Source organism: Lysinibacillus sp. FSL R7-0073 (assembly GCF_038009065.1).
GTDB classification, from domain to species: Bacteria; Bacillota; Bacilli; order Bacillales_A; family Planococcaceae; genus Lysinibacillus; species Lysinibacillus fusiformis.
On the sequence record NZ_JBBPAS010000001.1, the window covers coordinates 1,327,113 to 1,346,028 of the forward strand.

Genomic DNA, 18,916 nt, shown 5'->3' on the forward strand with positions numbered 1-18,916 from the left:
GACGACAAATAATATAGAACGGGGGTGGAGTGCATTGAATGACTCCGTGTTCCATCGACTATACGATGCCTATCATCAAGATGTGTTCCAGTTTCTAATCTATCTAGTAAAAAACCGTACACTTGCTGAGGATTTAGCGCATGAAGTTTATGTAAGGGTATTGCGCTCATATGATCAATTTGCAGGCAATAGTAGTGAGAAAACATGGCTTTTTGCAATAGCCAAAAATGTTGCGATTGATCATTTTAGAAAGCAAGCTGTGCGTCAGAAGCATTCGCTTGATTTCTTTGACTGGGAAACGGAACAGCTCCATTCAAACACACCATCACCGGAGGAAATGCTACAGGCCAGTGATGAATTTATGCAAGTAGAGTCAGCATTAGAAAACTGTACTGGCGATCAAAAAATGGTCATTATTATGCGCTATTTCCAGGATTTATCGATTGCAGAAACGGCGCAAATACTTGATTGGACAGAAGCGAAGGTAAAAACAACCCAGCATCGAGCCATTAAATTTTTAAGGCAACAGCTACAGCCGATCAGAGAACAGGAGGCGAAACGGCAATGACACATAAGCCATTTGATGATGAGCAGCTTGAACATGTACTGAACAATGCCCCTAAGCTTTCTGACCACCGTTCGAAAGAAGATATATTAAATCGGTTAATGGCGGATGCTCGCTTGCAAGATAATATCCACCTTCAAGAAGCTATGCAAGAACCTATAGAAGATGAACCATCTCAACAGGAAGATGCTATCATTAAAAAGCCTGCGACAAAATCAAAAGTACGTAATATGCAGATTTATATGAGTGTAGCCGCAGTCTTTGTGCTAACAATACTAGTTAGCACAATATTGAAGAACAACCAAGGTGAGCAAAAAGATCAAGCGAGTATTCCTGAAACGGCACAGTATTCTACGATGCAAGAGGATTCAGCAGCAAAGGAAGCGGCAACGCAGGATGAAGTGCTGGATTCCAAAAGTATTGTCGCCGAACATGAGCGCATTTTATCTTTACGTACATCTGTCTATGAGGAGGATGTAAAAGATGCTGTCGTATTCCGTATTGGTTTGGCAGGGCGTGATGCGGAAAGTGTTCCTATGACGTATGTGATACCAAATGAACGTGTGGCTACTGATTTTGGAGAAGAGAAGCCTTCTACCCTACGGATGTATGAAAAGTATGCTCCTCAAATTGACGAGGAGGCTAAAGGATTTACAGAGTATCATCCTTATAAAGGAGAGCTGAAGGAAAAGGAAGATAAGCTCATCCATGTCTTGCCAAAAGGGAATGACTATGATGTTGCCTCTGCTACAGTGAATGAATATAAAGGCACAATGGAAGATACATTCTCGGACTCTGAATATACCGAAGTAGAAATCCAAAATGAAGATGGAACCCTATATGAGTTTTCTCAAGAAGGTGAGCCAAGTCAAGCAATGTCCTTAACGAATGCAAAGAACTTTAATTATTACTTGTACCATGATACCAATGGTGCAGAATATTTATCACCAGATTTCCGTCAATCTTTTGAGACAGTCACAGAGGCACTTACAATGATGAAAAATAAAAATGATGATGTCTATACATCCGTAGTGCCTGAAAATGTAACATACACAGTCACTGAACAAGCGGAAGGTGTAGTTGTTACTTTTGATATTCCACTTGATTTAACATCTATGGAACCAATACAAGCAACTCAATTAATTGAGGCCATGATGTTAACTGCTGCTAGCTTTAATCAACAGCTACTTTTAGATAATGTTGTGCAAGAAAGCTGGGAAGGGTTTGATTTGAAGGGTTATTTACCAAAGCCAGTGGGACCGAATAAACAGTTTTTACCATAGTCGAAGGAAGAAAAAAACAAGAGAGGCATTCCTGCATGGCGGGAGTGCCTTTTCTATTTATAAAACATAGCAATTTAATCGGATTTTTTTGAGCAGAACTATTTACTTTTACTTCGTAATTCTTTATAGTAAAGCTGTAGAATAAAATAATATGATTCATCTTCGGGGCAGGGTGAAAATCCCGACCGGCGGTAATAGAGTCATAAATCGCTAGTGAATACATTCATTAGCTCGTTTGATTTATGTTAAACTCTTCAGCCCGCGACCTGTGCGAATTTTCGCATGGCTGACTTGGTGAAATTCCAAGGCCGACAGTTAAAGTCTGGATGGGAGAAGATGAAGGTACGATCGTCATTCATTGTCATGAAATGAACTATGACCGAGCGCTTTTTTGTATGGCTTTTCAAACAGTGCTCAAAAATAGTTAATGAGGACGCTTATTCGTTATGCCTTTCTCCCTTATGCTTTATTAAATGCATAAGGGTTTTTTCATGAAACAATTGAAAGATCGTCACCTTTCTTCTTGCGAGATTGAATCAGCAAAGAGGAGAGAGTTTTCTATGAAGAAAAATGTCAAACTTCAATCGTTTATTACGATTGGTATGCTGAGCAGTATTTCGTTTTTATTAATGCTTTTTAATTTCCCAATTCCGCCATTCCCAGCATTTTTGGAAGTGGACTTCAGTGATATGCCTGCCTTACTTGCAGCAATCACGATGGGACCTGTAGCTGGTATTTTAGTAGAATTGTTTAAAAATGTGTTGGATTGGATTTTCTCAGGCACTCCAACAGGCGTTCCGGTAGGGCATATGGCTAATTTTGTAACAGGTATTTTATTTATCTTGCCAGTAAGCTTTATTTTTAATCGCTTTAAAACAATCGCTGGTCTTGTTGGAGGTTTAGCAATGGGAACAGTTGTGATGGCAGTAGGAATGAGTGTTTTAAACTATGCTGTATTTTTACCAATGTACACTTACTTCTTAGGGATGGAGCCTGTTGTAGGTGATTCACTTTATAAAATGATTGTCGCTGGTATTTTACCATTTAATATTGTCAAAGGTATTTTATTAACGGGAATTATGGCGTTATTATTTACGACGATGCGTAAATGGATTGACCGCCAGCGTTCTATGTATATAACAAAATAAATTGTACTAAACCTCGAGGGATCAACTCGAGGTTTTTTTTATGGGGTGGAATGTAGAAAGAAAAATAGAAAAAGGTAATGGGTTGTCAAATTAACACTAGTTCTTTTTTAGTAAAACCTAGTCGAAAGCTATATTTTCATGTAAAATTAGAGAAGAGTTTAGAAAGTTTGAGGAGTTTGAAGAGATGAGTGGAAAAAAAGGACAGTGGTCTAGTAAGTTAGGATTTATTTTAGCATCAGCAGGTGCTGCAATTGGACTAGGAGCGATTTGGAAGCTCCCGTATGTAACTGGGCAAAGTGGCGGTGGCGCGTTTTTCTTAATCTTTGTACTGTTTACATTGTTAATTGGGCTCCCGATGCTATTATCTGAGTATATTTTAGGACGAGGTACACAGTCAGAGGCAATCACTGCCTATAAAAAAATTGCTCCTACGAAAAAAGGATGGGCATGGATTGGCCGCATGGGTGTTCTCGGATGTTTTTTATTACTAACATTTTATAGCGTTGTCGGGGGCTGGATTTTTATTTATAGTGGGCTAGGAGTAGCGGGTGCTGTCATTGATCCGGCTATTGATCCTGGAGAACTATTTGGAAAAATAATTGGTACACCTTGGATTACACTTGTAGGTTTGGCTTTGTTTACATTAGCAAACGTACTTGTAATTTCATTAGGTGTCCAAAATGGTATTGAAAAGGCGAATAAATGGATGATGCCATTGCTCTTTATTATGTTCATTGTCCTAGTGATACGTGCTGTCACATTAGATGGCGCCATGGAAGGGGTAAAATTCTTTTTATGGCCTGATTTCTCGAATATTACCGGAAAAGCCTTATTAGAAGCTTTAGGGCAATCATTCTTTGGATTAGCAGTTGGATTTTCTTGTCTTGTTACATATAGTTCTTACCTCAAAAAAGATGTGAGTCTACCGAATTCAGCAGGCTCCGTGGTTATGCTGACGGTACTTGTTTCATTTTTAGCTGGACTAGCTATTTTCCCGGTCGTATTTGCTTTTGATTTAGAGCCGGCAGCTGGGCCGGGCTTGTTATTTATGGTGCTACCGACAGCATTTAGCCAAATGCCATTTGGGGAAGTATTTTTAGCGATGTTTTTATTATTATTCTTATTTGCCACATTAACGTCCTCGTTTAGTTTATACGAAATTATTGTTGCGGCATTTATGGAAAATAGTCAGAAGTCTCGCTTGGTATGGACTTCATGTCTTGGTGTAGTCGTCTTTCTTGCGGCCATTCCAGCATCTCTTTCCTCTAGCCTGCTAGCGGATGTATCCGTTTTTGGAAAGAATATTTTTGATGCAACTGATTTTTTAGTATCAAACTTAATGCTACCATTGGGGAACTTGTTCATTGCAATCTTTATTTCATATGTCGTGGATAAGGAATTTGTGAAAAGAGAACTGCTAATGGGAAGCCAAATGGGTCAAGGGTATTATTCAATTTACAGGATATTAATGTTAGTCATAGTACCAGTTGTCATTCTCGTAGTGTTCGTAAATATGCTATTACAATATTAAATATATATAAAAGGTGTATCCATTTAGTAAATGGGTACGCCTTTTTTATGTATCGAAAATCAAGATGAATATATTCTAAAAAAACGATGTTATAAAACCTCACATATATATTGCTAAAAAAAAAAAAGTGATGTATTTTAAAAGCAGTCATAAAAAATGTGTTAACTAAATTTACATTGGAGTGGTGGAAAATGAAACATTATACAAAAGAAGGTATTATACGCCGAGTAAAGGAAGAAAATGTGAAGTTTATTCGCCTACAATTTACTGATATATTAGGAACGATTAAAAATGTAGAGATACCTGTGAGTCAATTAGAAAAAGCTTTAGACAATAAAGTCATGTTTGATGGCTCTTCGATTGAAGGCTTTGTACGTATAGAGGAGTCAGATATGTATTTAAGACCAGATTTCAATACATTCGTAATTTTTCCTTGGACAGCTGAAAAGGGTAAGGTGGCACGTCTTATTTGCGATATTGCAAGGCCAGATGGCTCACCATTTGAAGGAGACCCACGCTCTAATTTAAAGCGCGTTTTAAAGGAAATGGAGGAGTTAGGCTTCACTTCCTTTAACTTGGGCCCAGAGCCAGAATTTTTCCTTTTTAAGCTAGATGAAAAGGGGCATCCGACGCTTGAGCTAAATGATAGTGGAGGTTATTTTGACTTAGCACCGACAGATTTAGGGGAGAATTGTCGTCGGGATATTGTTTTAGAGCTAGAGGGGATGGGCTTTGAAATTGAGGCTTCTCACCATGAAGTAGCACCTGGGCAGCATGAAATTGATTTTAAATATGCTAGTGCCATTGAAGCATGCGACAATATTCAAACATTTAAATTAGTCGTAAAAACAATCGCTGCACAGCATGGGCTACATGCAACATTTATGCCAAAGCCACTATTCGGAGTTAACGGCTCTGGCATGCATTTTAATCTATCGTTATTTGAAGGGGATAAAAATGCATTCTATGATGAACACGCAGAACTTCAATTAAGCGCTACAGCACGTAGTTTTATGGCAGGAATTATCCAGCACGTACACGGATTTACGGCAATTACGAATCCACTTGTTAATTCTTATAAACGATTAGTTCCAGGCTATGAGGCTCCATGCTATGTTGCATGGTCTGCTCAAAACCGTTCACCACTTATTCGTATACCAGCAGCTCGAGGATTATCCACACGAGTTGAATTGCGTTCAGTTGATCCAGCGGCGAATCCTTATTTAGCAATGGCTGTGATCTTGGCATCGGGACTTGATGGCATACGCAAGGATTTAACGCCTCCAGCAGCGGTAGATCGAAATATTTATAAAATGACAGGTCCAGAGCGTGAATTAAATGGCATTGATAGCTTACCCTCTTCATTAGAACATGCGTTAATTGAATTAGAAATGGATTCAGTTGTACGAGACGCTCTAGGTGATCATATTTATGAAAAGTTTAATGTTGCTAAAGAAATCGAATGGGATAAATACCGCACACGGGTCCATAACTGGGAGCGTGAAGAATATTTAACGATGTATTAAAAAATATTGGAGCTAAAAAGCTCCAATATTTTTTTACTGACTTTAATACCCTTTTGATCTATCATTAAGGAAAAGGGGTGTGGGAAATGACACAAACGACTCAAGTTGTGACAATTCAAAACAACGATATTGTGCAATTTGAACATGATATTAATCGGGCTTTATTAGATTTAAGTTACTTTTTCATACTTGATATCAAATACAATACCCTCTATATCGGAGAACAGACGGTCATCCATTCTGCCTTAATTATTTATCAACATCAAGACGAAAACAGCCAGTAATTTTATATGTAAAAAGATGGTCATGTCGAGAGGACGTGACTTTTTTTATGGAAATAAAGATAAGAGATGGTCGATCTTCTGGGAATGTTATTGGTAGTCGCGCGAAGATCCCAGCATTACCCTCCCTTTATTTAAGGACAATAAAGGTCTTGTCCGTTATATAAATATATCATTGTTATTTTTTAATATATTTTGATATTTAGTACAATGGAATTTAGAGGAGAAAGAGTAAAAAACGTATGTAAAGTACGGAATTAGGAAATGTCATAGTGATGTTAAACTGCTTCTAAATGTACCTGTCCAAAGTTAGCATAAAAAGACAGGCTGGAAAGCATGAACTATTTTAAGATGGTATCAGGGAGTGAGAGCAATGAGTTGGATTGAGTCGATTCAAAAAGTCATTAATTTTATGGAAGATCATTTATTAGAAAACATAACCATTGAACAAATTGCACAGGAGGTTAATTCATCTGTCTTTCATTTTCAGCGAACATTTGCGATTTTAACGGATATGTCCATTGCGGATTATCTAAGACGGAGGAGATTAACATTAGCAGCCCAGGAATTAATGGATACAGATCAAAAAATAATCGATCTCGCCTACAAATATGGCTATGAAACTCCTGAAGCTTTTACAAAAGCGTTTCGTAAACAGCATTATGTAACGCCGAGTGAAGCGAGAAAGAGGCAAGGACCATTACAATCATACAATCGCCTGGTTATTCAGGTAAGCTTGAAGGGAGCAGAACCAATGAAGTATAAAATCGTAGAAAAAGACAAGTTTCAAATTGTTGGTGTAAAAAGAACTTACAATTGCCAAGATGGAGAGAATACTCGAGAAATCCCATTATTTTGGCAGGGAATCAATGAGAGTGGCTTCGATCAGCAGCTATATCAATTAAATAATGGCAATATCAATGGGGTACTGGGCGTTTGTGTACCAAATACAAGCCAAGGACAACAGGGGTTCATTGATTACTGGATTGCTACAAATCATGAAGGGGATGTAGGCGAAGATCTATTAACAATGGAAGTACCTGCATCAAAATGGGTTGTATTTGAGGTACATGGCCCTATGCCAGATGCCATGCAAAATACGTGGAAACAAATATATTCAGAATGGTTCCCATCCAATCCATATGAGCCAGCAGGAACAGCGGAGCTTGAGGTGTACCCTGAAGAAGATGCATATAGTCCTGATTCATACTCAGAAATTTGGATTCCGATTAAATAACGATAAAGTAAAGCCAAGAATGCTAAACAAATGCATTCTTGGCTTTAATTATTGTCGAAAGAAAAAATATCCTTTTTTTAGGTATCATAAAGATTTAAAATATATATATGTTTTAGATTAAATGATTTTATTTTAATCGTTCCATATTTTGATGAGGGGGTTAAAGTATGAAAAGAGGTATGATTCAAAACAAACGGGTAGAAATTTCTAATGATGAAGCACAACAATTTTTGAAGATGGGGAAAGTAGCGCATGTTGCGACGGTTGATGAAGAAGGATATCCTTATGTGATTCCATTTGTTTATGTGTATGAAGGAAATGACAAACTTTATTTGCATATCGGTAATATTCGAGAAAGCCATTTTTGGTCCAATATTAAACAAAACCCTAAAATTAGTATAGAAGTAAGTGAAATGGGCGATTTACACCCTGGGAAAAAATATGCTTGTCAATCTGCACTTGTCTACCAAAGTGTAGTGCTATTTGGACAAGTTGCAAGAATTGAAGAGGAGTCAAAGAAGGAATGGTTCTTTGATGTGCTTTTAGAGAAATATGGTAATCCCGAATGGACATTTGAAAAAGAGGGCTATCCAATTATGCCTAAAATAGAGTTATTCGAAGTACAAATAGAAAAGTTAACGGGGAAAATTAATCACGGCATGTATCACTAAGCAAAAAGCTAAGAATGGTTAGGTAGCCATTCTTAGCTTTTTATATTACCCTTTACATAGTACGTATACTTGTAAATTTTCTTCAGTACTATCATAGCCCTGCAAAATAAAATTCAATTTCTGCAAGACTTTGATGGAATTAATATTCGCGGCATCGACCTTTGCTACAATTGTCGTCATCTCCAAATGTGTAAAAGCAACATCGATTAAAGCAATGATAGCTTCTGTGGCGTAGCCCTTTCCCCAATGAGTCTTCGCCAAGTCATAGCCAATTTCTGCGGTAGCATTATCGAAGTCAACGTTATTAAATCCACAGGAGCCAACGATATTATTACCTGTCTTTTCAATGATAGAATAGCGAATGGCAGTATGTTCATTAGCTAATTGATTTAGTAATTTAATCATTTCTAGCGCCTGTTCTTCGTGAGTAAAGGTTGAGATATTCATAAATTTGGTCACAACAGGGTCTGACCAAATCGCCCATAAACTTTTAGCGTCAGCACTAGCAACTTTTCGTAATAATAATCTTTCTGTGTCCATACATTCAATCAATACTTTTACCTCCAAGATTTTAATCATGTTGGATGAAAAATATTGCTATCTGTGCATTATTCAGTCCCTTCAACTAGATCTATATTTTATTATAGAATATAAGGTACTTAATGCCAATAAAAGGGGGAAACATCGTGATAAAAGTTACAGTAAAACATTATCCAATTATTAAACAAAACATTCAAAGGGCACCAACATTTGTTTATAGTATACTCGATCAATTAATAGAAGGGACAGTCTATACAGATACAGCTACTTTTCAAACGCTACTAATACACACAAAATCAGGAATTTATTTTGTATATGGTGATTCCACTACAACTGAGATTGACCGTCAGCTTGCCATTTGCCTCGAGCTATCTATAGAGCAAGGGAAGCGCTTTACCTTATTTTCTTATTCAAAACAATGGAATACAAAAATTGAACAACTTTTAAATGGGCAGCTAAGAAAAATAGAGCGCTATACCTTTACATTTGATAAAAGCTTGTATGGTAGGAAGGAGGAGCAAGAAGTATCCAATTTTGAGGTGATGCCAATTGCTCAACTACATATAAAAAACGCAATGGAGTTTACATATGCTTACTATGATGAATATTGGGATTCTACGGCTAATTACCTGACAAATGGTTTTGGTTTTTGTTTAATACATAAGGAGCAAATCGTCAGTGAAGCTGTCTCTATTTTTAAATCAAATGAATATGCGGAAATTGATATTATGACAGATTCGAATTTTAGAGGTCAGGGATTGGCTAGTTTGATCGCGACAACATTTATCAACCATTGTTTGGCAAACGAGCTAAAGCCTTGCTGGGATAGTGATATCTCAAATACAGCATCGATTTATTTAGGGACAAAGCTTGGCTTTACAGATCCTCAAAAATATGCGATTTATACAAAAAAGTAGCCCCCGCTGTTTTCAACACAACGTGAGCTTCATTATTAAAAGAATCGATTACGTAGTTCAAATACCCGATTGAATAGTCTTGCATCTCTCGCCATCTTATTGGGTGCATGCATGTGAGGTCTGAGGCATTGCTGAAACAGTTCATCACAATATCTGATGCTACCGTAACGATCATAGCATTCATCATGTAGTTTACAGCAATTATCCACTGCATTTGTGGGCTCACCTGGTCCTGAGCAACCAGGTCCACAGTATCGATAGCCAGGGTAACAAAAACCAAATTTGCGATTTCTTTTCATGGGAGAAACCTCTCTTCTGCTATGTTCTTACTATAAAGTATGTTATTTTTTTCGGGAGAATCGGATAAAAAACTATAAAGTTAATCTTTTGATTTGTAAGGTTCCTGTAAGCTTAAAAAAAAATAGTTGTAAGGATGAGGAGTTATGCTAGCTATAGCATAAAAGATAAGGAGTTATTTGAACATGAATCCATCCGTTACACAAAAAGAACGAATTCTTTCCTTGGACATTATTCGAGGATTAGCGTTATTTGGCATTTTATTTATTAATGTAGGAGCCTATCAGGTCATTATAGAGGGCGGCCCTATGCCTGATTATAGTGGCATCAATGGAGTGATCGATTCACTTATTGATATCTTTATTGAAAAGAAATTCTTTTCAATCTTTTCCTTCCTATTCGGTGTTGGTTTTTATATTTTTGCTTCTCGGGCAGAAGCTCGTGGAGATAAACCAAAACGACGCTTTGCAAGACGTTTAGTTGCATTATTGATTATTGGTATCATTCATATTTTCCTGTTTTGGGGTTCAATCTTAGCAATCTATGCAATTATTGGATTTTTATTGCTACCATTTTACTCTGCGGAAATTTCAACAATTTGTAAATGGCTTTTTACAATCATTACACTTCATATTCTTGCTATATTAGGTCAATTGTATATGCCAACTAATTCGATAATGGCCACTATTTTAGGTCTTTTAGGGAATGATGCTATCGCTATATTTATCATGTTTTTAAGTGGATTTTTAGTAGCGAAAGCTGGTTGGATTGGTCATATTGGAGCTCATATCAAAAAAATAAAATGGCTGCTTCTTGTTACAGGCCCATTCTTTATTGGTTTTTCACTATGGATATGGTTTGCCTCACAAGCTGATGACCAACAGTTACAATCTATTATTGGTTTAGGAGTAGTTCCGACAACATATTTTTATGTAGCTTGTTTATTTATTATCTTAGAAAATCGTCAAATAGCGAAAGTTCTTCAGCCTATCGGACGAGTGGGACAAATGGCATTTACCAACTATTTAGCCCAAAGCTTTATTGGTATGGCAATCATCTCGATTATGGACTTAGAAGTCGTTTCACCATCAGATATTGTAGTAATCGCAAGCATTATATTTATCATCCAAATTATTTTTAGTATGATTTGGTTCAAATTCTTTTCCATTGGACCATTTGAAAAACTATGGCGCTATATGACATATGGTAAAAAGATGGTGACAAAACAATCATAAAAGCTCTATGAATTTTTTCATTGATGAAAGAGAATAGAAAAATAACTACAACAAAAATCGGTGAGACTGTGGAAAAGTTTCACCGATTTTTGTTCGTCTATTCATTCCAGCCCTTACAGACATCAATCCATTCTTCGTATGGCGTATAGGTTTCAAGCTCAGAAATAGTAACCTCTATCGCGGAATTACTACTGCCACATGCAGGAAAAACCGTTGTAAATCGTTTAAGGGATTCATCTAAATAAATGGCAACACCTTCATTCGCGCCAAAGGGACAAACTCCACCGATATCGTGACCAATCATAGCTTCCACATCATCTTTGCCTAGCATCTTTGCTTTTGTCCCAAACACTGCTTTATATTTGGCATTATCGATTTTTGCATCACCGGCTGCCACAATTAATATAGCGCCATCATTAACAAGAAAGGATAAAGACTTTGCTATGCGGGCAGGCTCACAGCCAAGTGCCTGAGCTGCTAATTCCACAGTTGCAGAGCTCTCTTCTAATTCTTGTATTTTGTGTTCCACATGCCATTGGGCTAAATGGCTGCGTACTTTTTCTATTGCCATATGTACATTCCTCCTATTCATTCCTGTTGTGCCTTGATAGCCAGCATAGGCACGATCTTGTTCCAAACAGGTGTCGAATCAAGATAAATTTAATTTTAACATAATTTTCAGAATATAATGTTGCGAATGCCTGCTTTTTCTAGTACGATTAATTTGAAAGTGTAAAATTACACTGGAGGGGTGCATCTTGATTAAATTTTTACAAATCGTGAGCGTTATGATTGGTTTATCAGTAGTGACATTAATGGTAGCACTTATTGTCATACTGAATGGTCATCTGCATTTTCTGCAACTAGTTTATACAGTTCCAGTTTGTTTATTTGTGTTGTTTGTTTGTGGAATATTTAATTGGATACATACAAAAAAGAAAAAGAGATGGTTAATGAGTGTATTAGGTGTAGCAATAGTGATTGCTTTAATTACTCCTATTCAACATTATTATAAGCTGAGTATTCCCACTGTAGATGCAGAAATTGATATATCTGCTTATCAACCATTTACGCGGGGCAATCAAGTGGTAAAGCCTGACGAAAAAGCCTCATTACATTTGACAGAGTCATTACCGCGTTTAGATGGAGCCACAGCTATGTATCCTTTATATGCAGCTTTTGTGGAGGCTATTTACCCTAAAGGAGACTACCAGCCATATAATAGTAAGGTCCAAGTGAGCCGTACGCCAGAAGCCTATCAAAATTTAATAGTAGGAAATGTGGATCTTATTTTTGTGGCAGCACCTTCTGTCTCGCAAGAATGGCAAGCAGAAAAGGAAGGTCTTACGTTTGATATGACACCAATTGGGCGAGAGACATTTGTTTTTTTCGTCCATCATAAAAACAGTGTAGATAATGTTACATTGGAACAGGTGAAGAAAATATATGCTGGTGAAATTACCAATTGGCGTGATGTAGGCGGTAAGGATGAAGCTATCCGTGCTTTCCAACGTCCGGCGGATAGTGGAAGTCAAACGGCACTAGAAAAACTAATGGGCAACATGCCGATTATGAAGGCACCCTCAGAAAATATTGCCTCAGGAATGGGTGGCATTATCCATGAAGTATCACAATATCGAAATTATAAAAACGCGATGGGCTATACGTTTAGATATTATTCGACAGAGATGGTTCAAAATAAAAAAATCAAATTATTATCCATTGATGGAGTGGCTCCAACTAAAGAGAATATTCGAAATGGAACTTATCCTTTAGTATCCGAGTTTTATGCAGTCACAGCAGGGACAGAAAATGAAAATGTTCAAAAGCTAATCGATTGGATACTTACCGATGAAGGTCAAGCATTAGTAGAAAAAGTCGGCTATGTTCCAGTGGAAAATTATTAAATAGTTTGCTATACTAAGCTTAATAAAATATTGTAAAGTTTTCTAGGGTTCCGTAGCTGATGCTAGTCTGGTCCGAGAGAAAACCACAATTTTTTTTGTGACACGGAGGGATAAAAGCCTGGGAGATACTGTCGAAGGACAGTTTCTTCTAGGCTTTTTTGCTTGGCTAAAATCATGCAATTTGGCGAAAGCTGAGAAAGGATAGTCATCAAGGTAGTATTCATCGTGTCCTATAAAATGGAGGGATTTTTTATGAATAAGCATTGGTTAAGTGTCATTATCGCTGCTTGCTTTGAAGTAGGTTGGGTCATTGGTTTAAAGCATGCTTCAACTGTGTGGGAATGGATAGGCACTGCAATTGCAATCTATGTTAGTTTTTATTTGCTTATTAAAGCGGGAGAGCACTTACCAGTTGGTACGGTATATGCGATTTTTGTAGGCTTAGGGACAGCCGGCACAGTATGCGCGGATAGTTTGCTGTTTGGAGAGCCATGGAAGCTAGCAAAAATACTATGTATTGTTGTTTTATTGGCAGGGGTTGTAGGCTTAAAGCTTGTGACAGGAGAGCCGAAGGAAAAAGAGGTGACTGAATAATGGCATGGATGGCATTAATAATTGCAGGCCTATGTGAGATGATGGGTGTCTATATGATTAGTAAATATAATAACGAAAAAAATAAAAAAAACTTGGGATTATTGATATTTGCATTTACATTAAGCTTTGCAGGCCTTGCGTATGCTATGGAAACCTTACCAATGGGTACTGCTTATGCAATTTGGACAGGAATTGGTGCGGCTGGAGGAGCCGTGCTAGGAATGTTCTTCTTTAATGAATCAAAGGATTGGAGAAGAATTGTTTGTATAGTGCTTGTTCTAGGAGCAGCCGTCATGTTGAAAATATTGTCATAAAAGAAGCATATAAAAAATGCACTTCCAGTTGAAACAAAGGAAGTGCATTTTTTTACATTATTTTTTTACATCTTTTGTCCATTCAGCTACTTTTTCTGGATTTGCTTCAATCCATTCTTTAGCAGCGTCTTTTGGATCTTTACCATCCATTACTTCTAGCATAACGCTTTCTAAATCTTCTGCTGTCCAGTGAAAGTTGTCTAACACTGAATACACTTCAGGTAAATCCTCTTTTAAACCTTTACGAACAAAAGTATTGATTGTTTCTTCGCCACCGTAAACACCTTTTGGATCTTCTAAATATTTAAGATCATATTTAGCAAATTTCCAGTGTGGTGACCAACCAGTAACAATAATTTCTTCCTTTTCTTTCAAAGCTTTAGCTAAAGAAGTAGTCATTGCACCAGACGAAGAAGTAACAAAATTCCAATCTGCTAAACTATCATATTCATCTAATGCTTTTTCAGTTGCTGCTGTTATACCAGCACCAGGCTCGATACCAGTAATTGTACGATCAGCTTCATCTGTTAAATCTTCAATAGAGTTTGCTTTCATATAGCTTGGTACAACTAAGCCGATTTTTGCGCCAGCAAGGTTTTCGCCAAGCTCATCTAATTTATCTTTATATTTTTCATATTGTGATTCATGTGTATGTGGTAACCATGCAGCGACCATGCCGTCTGCCTCGCCTTTAGAAACTGCTTCCCACATAATGGCATTATCTAAAGGAGTTAATGTCACATCATAGCCTAAATCTTCAAGGACTTGCCCCACTACATTTGTAGAGGCGATTTCAGTATCCCACTCTACATAGGCTAAATTTACCTCCTTAGAATCACTATTTTTTCCAGAACCCGAGTCTTCTCCACTACATGCAGCGAGCATGAAGCCTAAACCTAAAGCCATTCCTAATTTCGATAGTGTTTTCAGTTTCATCTAATCTCCCTTTCTGTACATCATTTCTATCTATTAAACTGCCTTCATGGCAAGAAAATAAACTCTAATAAACTCTAATTTTATAAGGCTTTCTTTTTATTGAAGCTTTGTGTTAAACGGTCAATAATAATGGCAAAAATAACTAAACCTAAGCCTGCAACGAAACCATTCCCAACCTGTGTACGTTGTAGGGCTGTTAAGACTTCACGTCCTAAACCTGGAGCACCAATCATCGAGGCGATGACTACCATAGAAAGGGATAGCATTACAGTTTGGTTAATACCTGCCATAATTGTTGATTTAGCAAGTGGGATTTCTACTTTAAATAGTTTTTGACTAGCCGTACTACCGTAAGAGTCTGCGGCTTCCACTAATTCTTTAGGTACCTGACGAATACCAAGGTTCGTCATACGTACAGTTGGTGGTAAAGCAAATATAACGGATGCGAAGACACCAGGTACAATTCCTATGCCGAAAAAGGCAACGGCCGGGATGAGGTAGACAAAGCCAGGCATTGTTTGCATGAAATCGAGTATTGGTTTAATAATACTTTCAGCGATTGTAGACTTCGACATGAGAATCCCAAGTGGAATACCAATGATGATGGAAATAATACTTGAAAAGATGACGAGCGTGGTTGTTTCCATCAGATTTGTCCAAAGACCTTGATTATAGATAAACAACAAGCCTATTAATGAAAATGAGGCAAGCCCGAATTTTTTACCAGTTGCATAAAAGGCAAAAACAACGACAAGTAAAATTAAAATAATGGCTGGGATACTATTTAACAAATCAGTGACCTGATTCATGAGTAGTTTTCCAAATTGCTGAATCGAGTTAAAGAACGCTGAAAAATTACTCGTCAACCAGTCCATAGCTGATTCTACCCATGGAGCTAGTGGTATTGTTGGAATATTATCTAAAAAATTATTCATGTACATCGGCCTCCTCATCACTCGTTGAAAGTGCTTGGATGACAACGCCTCTAATCAGTACACCAAGCAAGCGACCATCTTTTACAACGGCAATAGGAGTAGGTGAATTATAAATCATCCCTAATATATCCTGTAATAGCATGTCTGGCGGAACTGTTAACACTTCTGATTGCACAATCGAATGAACGGTTTGCTCTTGCTTCTTAGCTGAAGCTAATGCGTCGTCTGCTGTAATAAAGCCTTTTAAATGTCGGTTTTTGTCGACGGCCATTAATAAACTAACAGCTTCTTGTCGCATACGTTTTAGTGCTACTTTAGGGCCGTCTAAATCTACGTTGACATACACAGGTCGCACCATGACATTTTCAGCCGTCAATACTTTAGAGCGGTCCACATCTTCCACGAATGTTTTGACATAATCATTTGCTGGGTTGGTTAATATTTCTTCTCCCGTACCAATCTGAATGATAGAGCCATCCTTCATAATAGCGATTCGATCCCCAATGCGTAATGCTTCATTCAGATCATGAGTGATAAATAAAATTGTTTTTTTGACCTTTTGTTGTAGGTCGAGTAGCTCATCTTGCATTTCTTTACGAATCAATGGATCTAATGCTGAAAAAGCTTCATCCATTAATAAAATTTCAGGATCATTGGCAAGAGCACGCGCTAATCCAACACGTTGCTGCATACCACCCGATAATTGACTTGGGTATTGATCTTTATAAGCGAGTAATCCAGCATTTTCAAGAGCTTGTTCTGCTTTTGCTTGGCGTTCTTCCTTTGAAATGCCTCGGATTTCAAGGCCGTATTCGGTGTTTTGAAGTAATGTACGATGAGGGAATAAACCGAAGTTTTGGAAAACCATGCTCATTTTGTTTCTTCTTACAGTCCGTAAACTTTCTTTACCCATTTTAGAAATATTTTCTCCATCGATATATATATTTCCGCTCGTTGGTTCAATAAGGCGGTTTAAGAGCCGTATTAATGTTGATTTACCGCTTCCTGACAATCCCATAATAACGAAGATTTCTCCTTCGTTAACTGTAAAGCTTGCATCGTATACACCAACAGTTGCACCTGTTTCTTTTAAGATATCAGTTTTACTTTTTTGTTTCTTGACGAGTTCTAGTGCTTGGGGAATATGTTTGCCAAACACTTTAGATACGTGTTCTACTTTTAATTTTTCCATAGAAGCACTCCTTTCGTAGATTATTACTATTTGAGGATAGTGATACCCAAAAATAAACAAGTAACAACCTTACTGTAACAAAGAGTTGTTACTTTTGTCAAACTGACCAATAAGAAAAAAACCGCTTAAACGCTGTGATATCAGCGCTTAAACGGTTTTTAATTTGGGTATAAAAAGCTTTGTACTCTAGCGAAGCTTTCATCATTTCCAACAAAATAAATAATGTCACCTTCTTCGAATGATACATAAGGACCAGGTGATAGTAATAATTCATTACCGCGACGAATACCGACGATAGTACTTGATGTATTTTGCCAAAAGTTTAAGGCTTGTACAGTTTGATGAATGCCTGGGCTTTCAGCAGTCATTTCCAATTGATAAGGAATAAATGGATTTACTGAACGGAAATGCTCCGTACGACTAATTAGCTGCTTTGCCTTGTCTTGTAAATTTATTAATTCATGCTGTTGCTTTTGAATACTTGTCAGAAGGTCATTTTGTATTTCGTGAATGGATTGAACGTCATGAAATTGTCGGACAAAATGCGCTGCTTTTTCATACGACTTAATAATTACACCGCTACCTTTCGATGCCTCTACAATTTCTAAGTCTTGTAAAACAGCGATTGCTCTTCTAGCAGTCTCAGCAGACACATTATATTGACTTGCAAGAGAGGATCTTGCATATATTTTATCGCCGATGCGGTATTTTCTTTCTACGATCTTGGAGGCAAGGTCGATAGCAATTTGTTGATATTTTGGCTGCTTCAGTTGCACAGTTTTTTCTAAGTTCATTTTAAACTTCCTTTCGTCATTACGGTACCACAGCTTATTATAGACTAGCCTGCACAGAAAAAATAGCATCTCCATAAGCTAGTAGTATATGATAAAAAAGTAATGCTAAAATTTTTGTATCTACTATTAAAAATCATAGGATAGTAGCCGTTGTTTGACACTTTTTAGTTATTATTATAAACTAAGTTACGTTATGTAAGCGTTGTGAAAATACATGTGCTCAGTTGGTGTTTTTAACCAACTGTTTCCTATAGAAGGTTGGAGATTAATATGACAATTACTACTAAAATTATGGACATAGTGAAAGATAAAATGACAGTTATAAAGCACACGAATACAGAAAATATTTGCCTAGTTGGTCCTGTGAATTTGCCCGTTAAACAAGGTGACTTTTCTGCTACTTTTCAGTGGTATAACTGGCTTACAGTAGATGTGAATGTATCAAAAGAAGAAATCATTGATGGCTTAGCTACAGCCAATTTGGCTTTTTTACAGCAATCATCAGTTCTTGTATATGGTGATTTTACCCATTCAGAAGATGCTTTAATCCGTATGCATAGTATTTGTCACACAGGTGACATATTTGGCAGTCAGCGCTGTGATTGTGGGTATCAATTGCATGAATCTATGAAAATGATTGTAGAGCACGGCTGTGGAGCTATTTTTTATTTAGCTGATCATGAAGGGCGAGGCATTGGTTTATTCTCTAAATCACTCGCTTATTTATTACAAGAAGAAGGGCTAGATACAGTAGAGGCAAACCATGCACTCGGCTTCCCTGATGATACTCGTTCATATGAAGAAGCACTTGCAGTTTTAGCTACTCTACGTGCAAAGCCTGTGACGCTTATTACAAATAATCCTAAAAAATTGGCTGCTTTACAGGCTCGAGGCTTGGCGGCAGAAGGGCATGTTCCTTTATGGGGTGGCTTAACGGAAACGAATCGTTTTTATTTGGAAACGAAGGTTGAGAAATCTGGACATTTACGAGAAAAACAATAAGTGGAGGTGGC

Annotated in this window: 21 protein-coding genes and 2 riboswitches; of the genes, 14 read left to right on the top strand and 7 right to left on the bottom strand. The window is 37.3% G+C overall.

Translation table 11 applies throughout. The features are described 5' to 3' along the window. Positions 1–34: 34 nt before the first annotated feature. From sigX to MKY88_RS06350, 8 genes are all read left to right on the top strand, one after another. A complete protein-coding gene (gene sigX, locus MKY88_RS06315) occupies positions 35–568 on the top strand; it encodes an RNA polymerase sigma factor SigX (RefSeq protein ID WP_036124281.1) in 534 nt (177 codons plus the stop codon). Continuing rightward, the gene (locus MKY88_RS06320; protein ID WP_328202815.1) at positions 565–1,848 is read left to right on the top strand and encodes an RNA polymerase subunit sigma; all 1,284 of its coding nucleotides are present in this window, start codon (positions 565–567) and stop codon (positions 1,846–1,848) included. Before sigX ends, MKY88_RS06320 begins: the two co-directional genes overlap by 4 nt. A gap of 154 nt (positions 1,849–2,002) precedes the next feature. Beyond that, a riboswitch (FMN riboswitch) is annotated at positions 2,003–2,190 on the top strand. Positions 2,191–2,408: 218 nt separating this feature from the next. Further along, positions 2,409–2,996 carry an ECF transporter S component gene (locus MKY88_RS06325; protein WP_069480472.1) on the top strand — a complete coding sequence of 196 codons (588 nt, stop codon included), beginning with the start codon at positions 2,409–2,411 and terminating at the stop codon, positions 2,994–2,996. A 184-nt stretch (positions 2,997–3,180) separates the two neighbouring features. Continuing rightward, positions 3,181–4,527: a sodium-dependent transporter gene (locus MKY88_RS06330; RefSeq protein ID WP_340813195.1), complete on the top strand. Its 1,347-nt coding sequence runs from the start codon at positions 3,181–3,183 to the stop codon at positions 4,525–4,527. A gap of 191 nt (positions 4,528–4,718) precedes the next feature. Further along, the gene (gene glnA, locus MKY88_RS06335) at positions 4,719–6,053 is read left to right on the top strand and encodes a type I glutamate--ammonia ligase (protein WP_036124288.1); all 1,335 of its coding nucleotides are present in this window, start codon (positions 4,719–4,721) and stop codon (positions 6,051–6,053) included. 86 nt (positions 6,054–6,139) lie between these two features. Then, a complete protein-coding gene (locus tag MKY88_RS06340) occupies positions 6,140–6,337 on the top strand; it encodes a hypothetical protein (RefSeq protein WP_069480474.1) in 198 nt (65 codons plus the stop codon). Between the two features lie 370 nt (positions 6,338–6,707). After that, a complete protein-coding gene (locus MKY88_RS06345) occupies positions 6,708–7,571 on the top strand; it encodes an AraC family transcriptional regulator (protein WP_328202809.1) in 864 nt (287 codons plus the stop codon). Positions 7,572–7,738: 167 nt separating this feature from the next. Next, the gene (locus MKY88_RS06350; RefSeq protein WP_340813197.1) at positions 7,739–8,242 is read left to right on the top strand and encodes a pyridoxamine 5'-phosphate oxidase family protein; all 504 of its coding nucleotides are present in this window, start codon (positions 7,739–7,741) and stop codon (positions 8,240–8,242) included. A gap of 45 nt (positions 8,243–8,287) precedes the next feature. On the opposite strand, the gene MKY88_RS06355 is transcribed toward MKY88_RS06350, so the two are convergent. Continuing rightward, positions 8,288–8,794, bottom strand: coding sequence for a GNAT family N-acetyltransferase (locus MKY88_RS06355; protein WP_340813198.1), 507 nt, complete (start codon positions 8,792–8,794; stop codon positions 8,288–8,290). A gap of 134 nt (positions 8,795–8,928) precedes the next feature. On the opposite strand from MKY88_RS06355, the gene MKY88_RS06360 reads away from it, so the two are divergent. Beyond that, positions 8,929–9,699 (top strand): GNAT family N-acetyltransferase, encoded by a 771-nt coding sequence (locus tag MKY88_RS06360; RefSeq protein ID WP_328202803.1) that lies wholly within the window; start codon positions 8,929–8,931, stop codon positions 9,697–9,699. Positions 9,700–9,734: 35 nt separating this feature from the next. Here the strand turns inward: MKY88_RS06360 and MKY88_RS06365 are convergent, their stop codons facing one another. Further along, the gene (locus tag MKY88_RS06365; RefSeq protein WP_083244617.1) at positions 9,735–9,998 is read right to left on the bottom strand and encodes a Parvovirus coat protein VP1-like protein; all 264 of its coding nucleotides are present in this window, start codon (positions 9,996–9,998) and stop codon (positions 9,735–9,737) included. 183 nt (positions 9,999–10,181) lie between these two features. Between MKY88_RS06365 and MKY88_RS06370 the strand changes: the two genes are divergently transcribed. Continuing rightward, on the top strand, positions 10,182–11,231 hold the full coding sequence (locus MKY88_RS06370) for a DUF418 domain-containing protein (RefSeq protein ID WP_328202800.1): 1,050 nt from the start codon (positions 10,182–10,184) through the stop codon (positions 11,229–11,231). 97 nt (positions 11,232–11,328) lie between these two features. Here the strand turns inward: MKY88_RS06370 and MKY88_RS06375 are convergent, their stop codons facing one another. Next, on the bottom strand, positions 11,329–11,802 hold the full coding sequence (locus tag MKY88_RS06375; protein ID WP_340813199.1) for a YbaK/EbsC family protein: 474 nt from the start codon (positions 11,800–11,802) through the stop codon (positions 11,329–11,331). A 187-nt stretch (positions 11,803–11,989) separates the two neighbouring features. Here MKY88_RS06375 and MKY88_RS06380 point away from each other — a divergent pair, with 187 nt between their 5' ends. The 3 genes from MKY88_RS06380 (at position 11,990) to MKY88_RS06390 (ending at position 14,046) form a co-directional block, all read left to right on the top strand. Continuing rightward, a complete protein-coding gene (locus MKY88_RS06380) occupies positions 11,990–13,138 on the top strand; it encodes a PstS family phosphate ABC transporter substrate-binding protein (protein WP_328202795.1) in 1,149 nt (382 codons plus the stop codon). A gap of 31 nt (positions 13,139–13,169) precedes the next feature. Beyond that, positions 13,170–13,265, top strand: a riboswitch (guanidine-I (ykkC/yxkD leader). A 125-nt stretch (positions 13,266–13,390) separates the two neighbouring features. Next, on the top strand, positions 13,391–13,732 hold the full coding sequence (locus MKY88_RS06385) for a DMT family transporter (protein WP_036124306.1): 342 nt from the start codon (positions 13,391–13,393) through the stop codon (positions 13,730–13,732). Beyond that, positions 13,732–14,046, top strand: coding sequence for a DMT family transporter (locus MKY88_RS06390; protein WP_328202791.1), 315 nt, complete (start codon positions 13,732–13,734; stop codon positions 14,044–14,046). Before MKY88_RS06385 ends, MKY88_RS06390 begins: the two co-directional genes overlap by 1 nt. A gap of 57 nt (positions 14,047–14,103) precedes the next feature. Here MKY88_RS06390 and MKY88_RS06395 read toward each other — a convergent pair whose 3' ends face one another. From MKY88_RS06395 to MKY88_RS06410, 4 genes are all read right to left on the bottom strand, one after another. Next, entirely contained in the window at positions 14,104–14,982 is an 879-nt protein-coding gene (locus MKY88_RS06395; protein WP_328202789.1) for a glycine betaine ABC transporter substrate-binding protein, read from the bottom strand. Between the two features lie 80 nt (positions 14,983–15,062). Further along, a complete protein-coding gene (locus tag MKY88_RS06400; RefSeq protein WP_008174570.1) occupies positions 15,063–15,917 on the bottom strand; it encodes an ABC transporter permease in 855 nt (284 codons plus the stop codon). After that, positions 15,910–17,109, bottom strand: a complete 1,200-nt coding sequence (locus tag MKY88_RS06405) for a quaternary amine ABC transporter ATP-binding protein (protein WP_069480485.1) — start codon at positions 17,107–17,109, stop codon at positions 15,910–15,912. Before MKY88_RS06405 ends, MKY88_RS06400 begins: the two co-directional genes overlap by 8 nt. A 158-nt stretch (positions 17,110–17,267) precedes the next feature. Beyond that, positions 17,268–17,903 carry a TrkA C-terminal domain-containing protein gene (locus MKY88_RS06410; RefSeq protein ID WP_258268054.1) on the bottom strand — a complete coding sequence of 212 codons (636 nt, stop codon included), beginning with the start codon at positions 17,901–17,903 and terminating at the stop codon, positions 17,268–17,270. Positions 17,904–18,173: 270 nt separating this feature from the next. Here MKY88_RS06410 and MKY88_RS06415 point away from each other — a divergent pair, with 270 nt between their 5' ends. Next, positions 18,174–18,905, top strand: a complete 732-nt coding sequence (locus MKY88_RS06415) for a GTP cyclohydrolase II (RefSeq protein ID WP_069480487.1) — start codon at positions 18,174–18,176, stop codon at positions 18,903–18,905. Positions 18,906–18,916: the final 11 nt, after the last annotated feature.

Excerpts from the sequence above, each read along its gene's own strand:
- MKY88_RS06395 (WP_328202789.1), bottom strand. The coding sequence starts at position 14,982 with ATGAAACTGAAAACACTATCGAAATTAGGAATGGCTTTAGGTTTAGGC.
- MKY88_RS06365 (WP_083244617.1), bottom strand. The coding sequence starts at position 9,998 with ATGAAAAGAAATCGCAAATTTGGTTTTTGTTACCCTGGCTATCGATAC.
- MKY88_RS06370 (WP_328202800.1), top strand. The coding sequence starts at position 10,182 with ATGAATCCATCCGTTACACAAAAAGAACGAATTCTTTCCTTGGACATT.
- MKY88_RS06390 (WP_328202791.1), top strand. The coding sequence starts at position 13,732 with ATGGCATGGATGGCATTAATAATTGCAGGCCTATGTGAGATGATGGGT.
- MKY88_RS06375 (WP_340813199.1), bottom strand. The coding sequence starts at position 11,802 with ATGGCAATAGAAAAAGTACGCAGCCATTTAGCCCAATGGCATGTGGAA.
- MKY88_RS06400 (WP_008174570.1), bottom strand. The coding sequence starts at position 15,917 with ATGAATAATTTTTTAGATAATATTCCAACAATACCACTAGCTCCATGG.
- MKY88_RS06345 (WP_328202809.1), top strand. The coding sequence starts at position 6,708 with ATGAGTTGGATTGAGTCGATTCAAAAAGTCATTAATTTTATGGAAGAT.
- MKY88_RS06320 (WP_328202815.1), top strand. The coding sequence starts at position 565 with ATGACACATAAGCCATTTGATGATGAGCAGCTTGAACATGTACTGAAC.
- MKY88_RS06340 (WP_069480474.1), top strand. The coding sequence starts at position 6,140 with ATGACACAAACGACTCAAGTTGTGACAATTCAAAACAACGATATTGTG.
- MKY88_RS06330 (WP_340813195.1), top strand. The coding sequence starts at position 3,181 with ATGAGTGGAAAAAAAGGACAGTGGTCTAGTAAGTTAGGATTTATTTTA.
- MKY88_RS06325 (WP_069480472.1), top strand. The coding sequence starts at position 2,409 with ATGAAGAAAAATGTCAAACTTCAATCGTTTATTACGATTGGTATGCTG.
- glnA (WP_036124288.1), top strand. The coding sequence starts at position 4,719 with ATGAAACATTATACAAAAGAAGGTATTATACGCCGAGTAAAGGAAGAA.
- MKY88_RS06350 (WP_340813197.1), top strand. The coding sequence starts at position 7,739 with ATGAAAAGAGGTATGATTCAAAACAAACGGGTAGAAATTTCTAATGAT.
- MKY88_RS06415 (WP_069480487.1), top strand. The coding sequence starts at position 18,174 with ATGACAATTACTACTAAAATTATGGACATAGTGAAAGATAAAATGACA.
- MKY88_RS06385 (WP_036124306.1), top strand. The coding sequence starts at position 13,391 with ATGAATAAGCATTGGTTAAGTGTCATTATCGCTGCTTGCTTTGAAGTA.
- MKY88_RS06410 (WP_258268054.1), bottom strand. The coding sequence starts at position 17,903 with ATGAACTTAGAAAAAACTGTGCAACTGAAGCAGCCAAAATATCAACAA.
- MKY88_RS06405 (WP_069480485.1), bottom strand. The coding sequence starts at position 17,109 with ATGGAAAAATTAAAAGTAGAACACGTATCTAAAGTGTTTGGCAAACAT.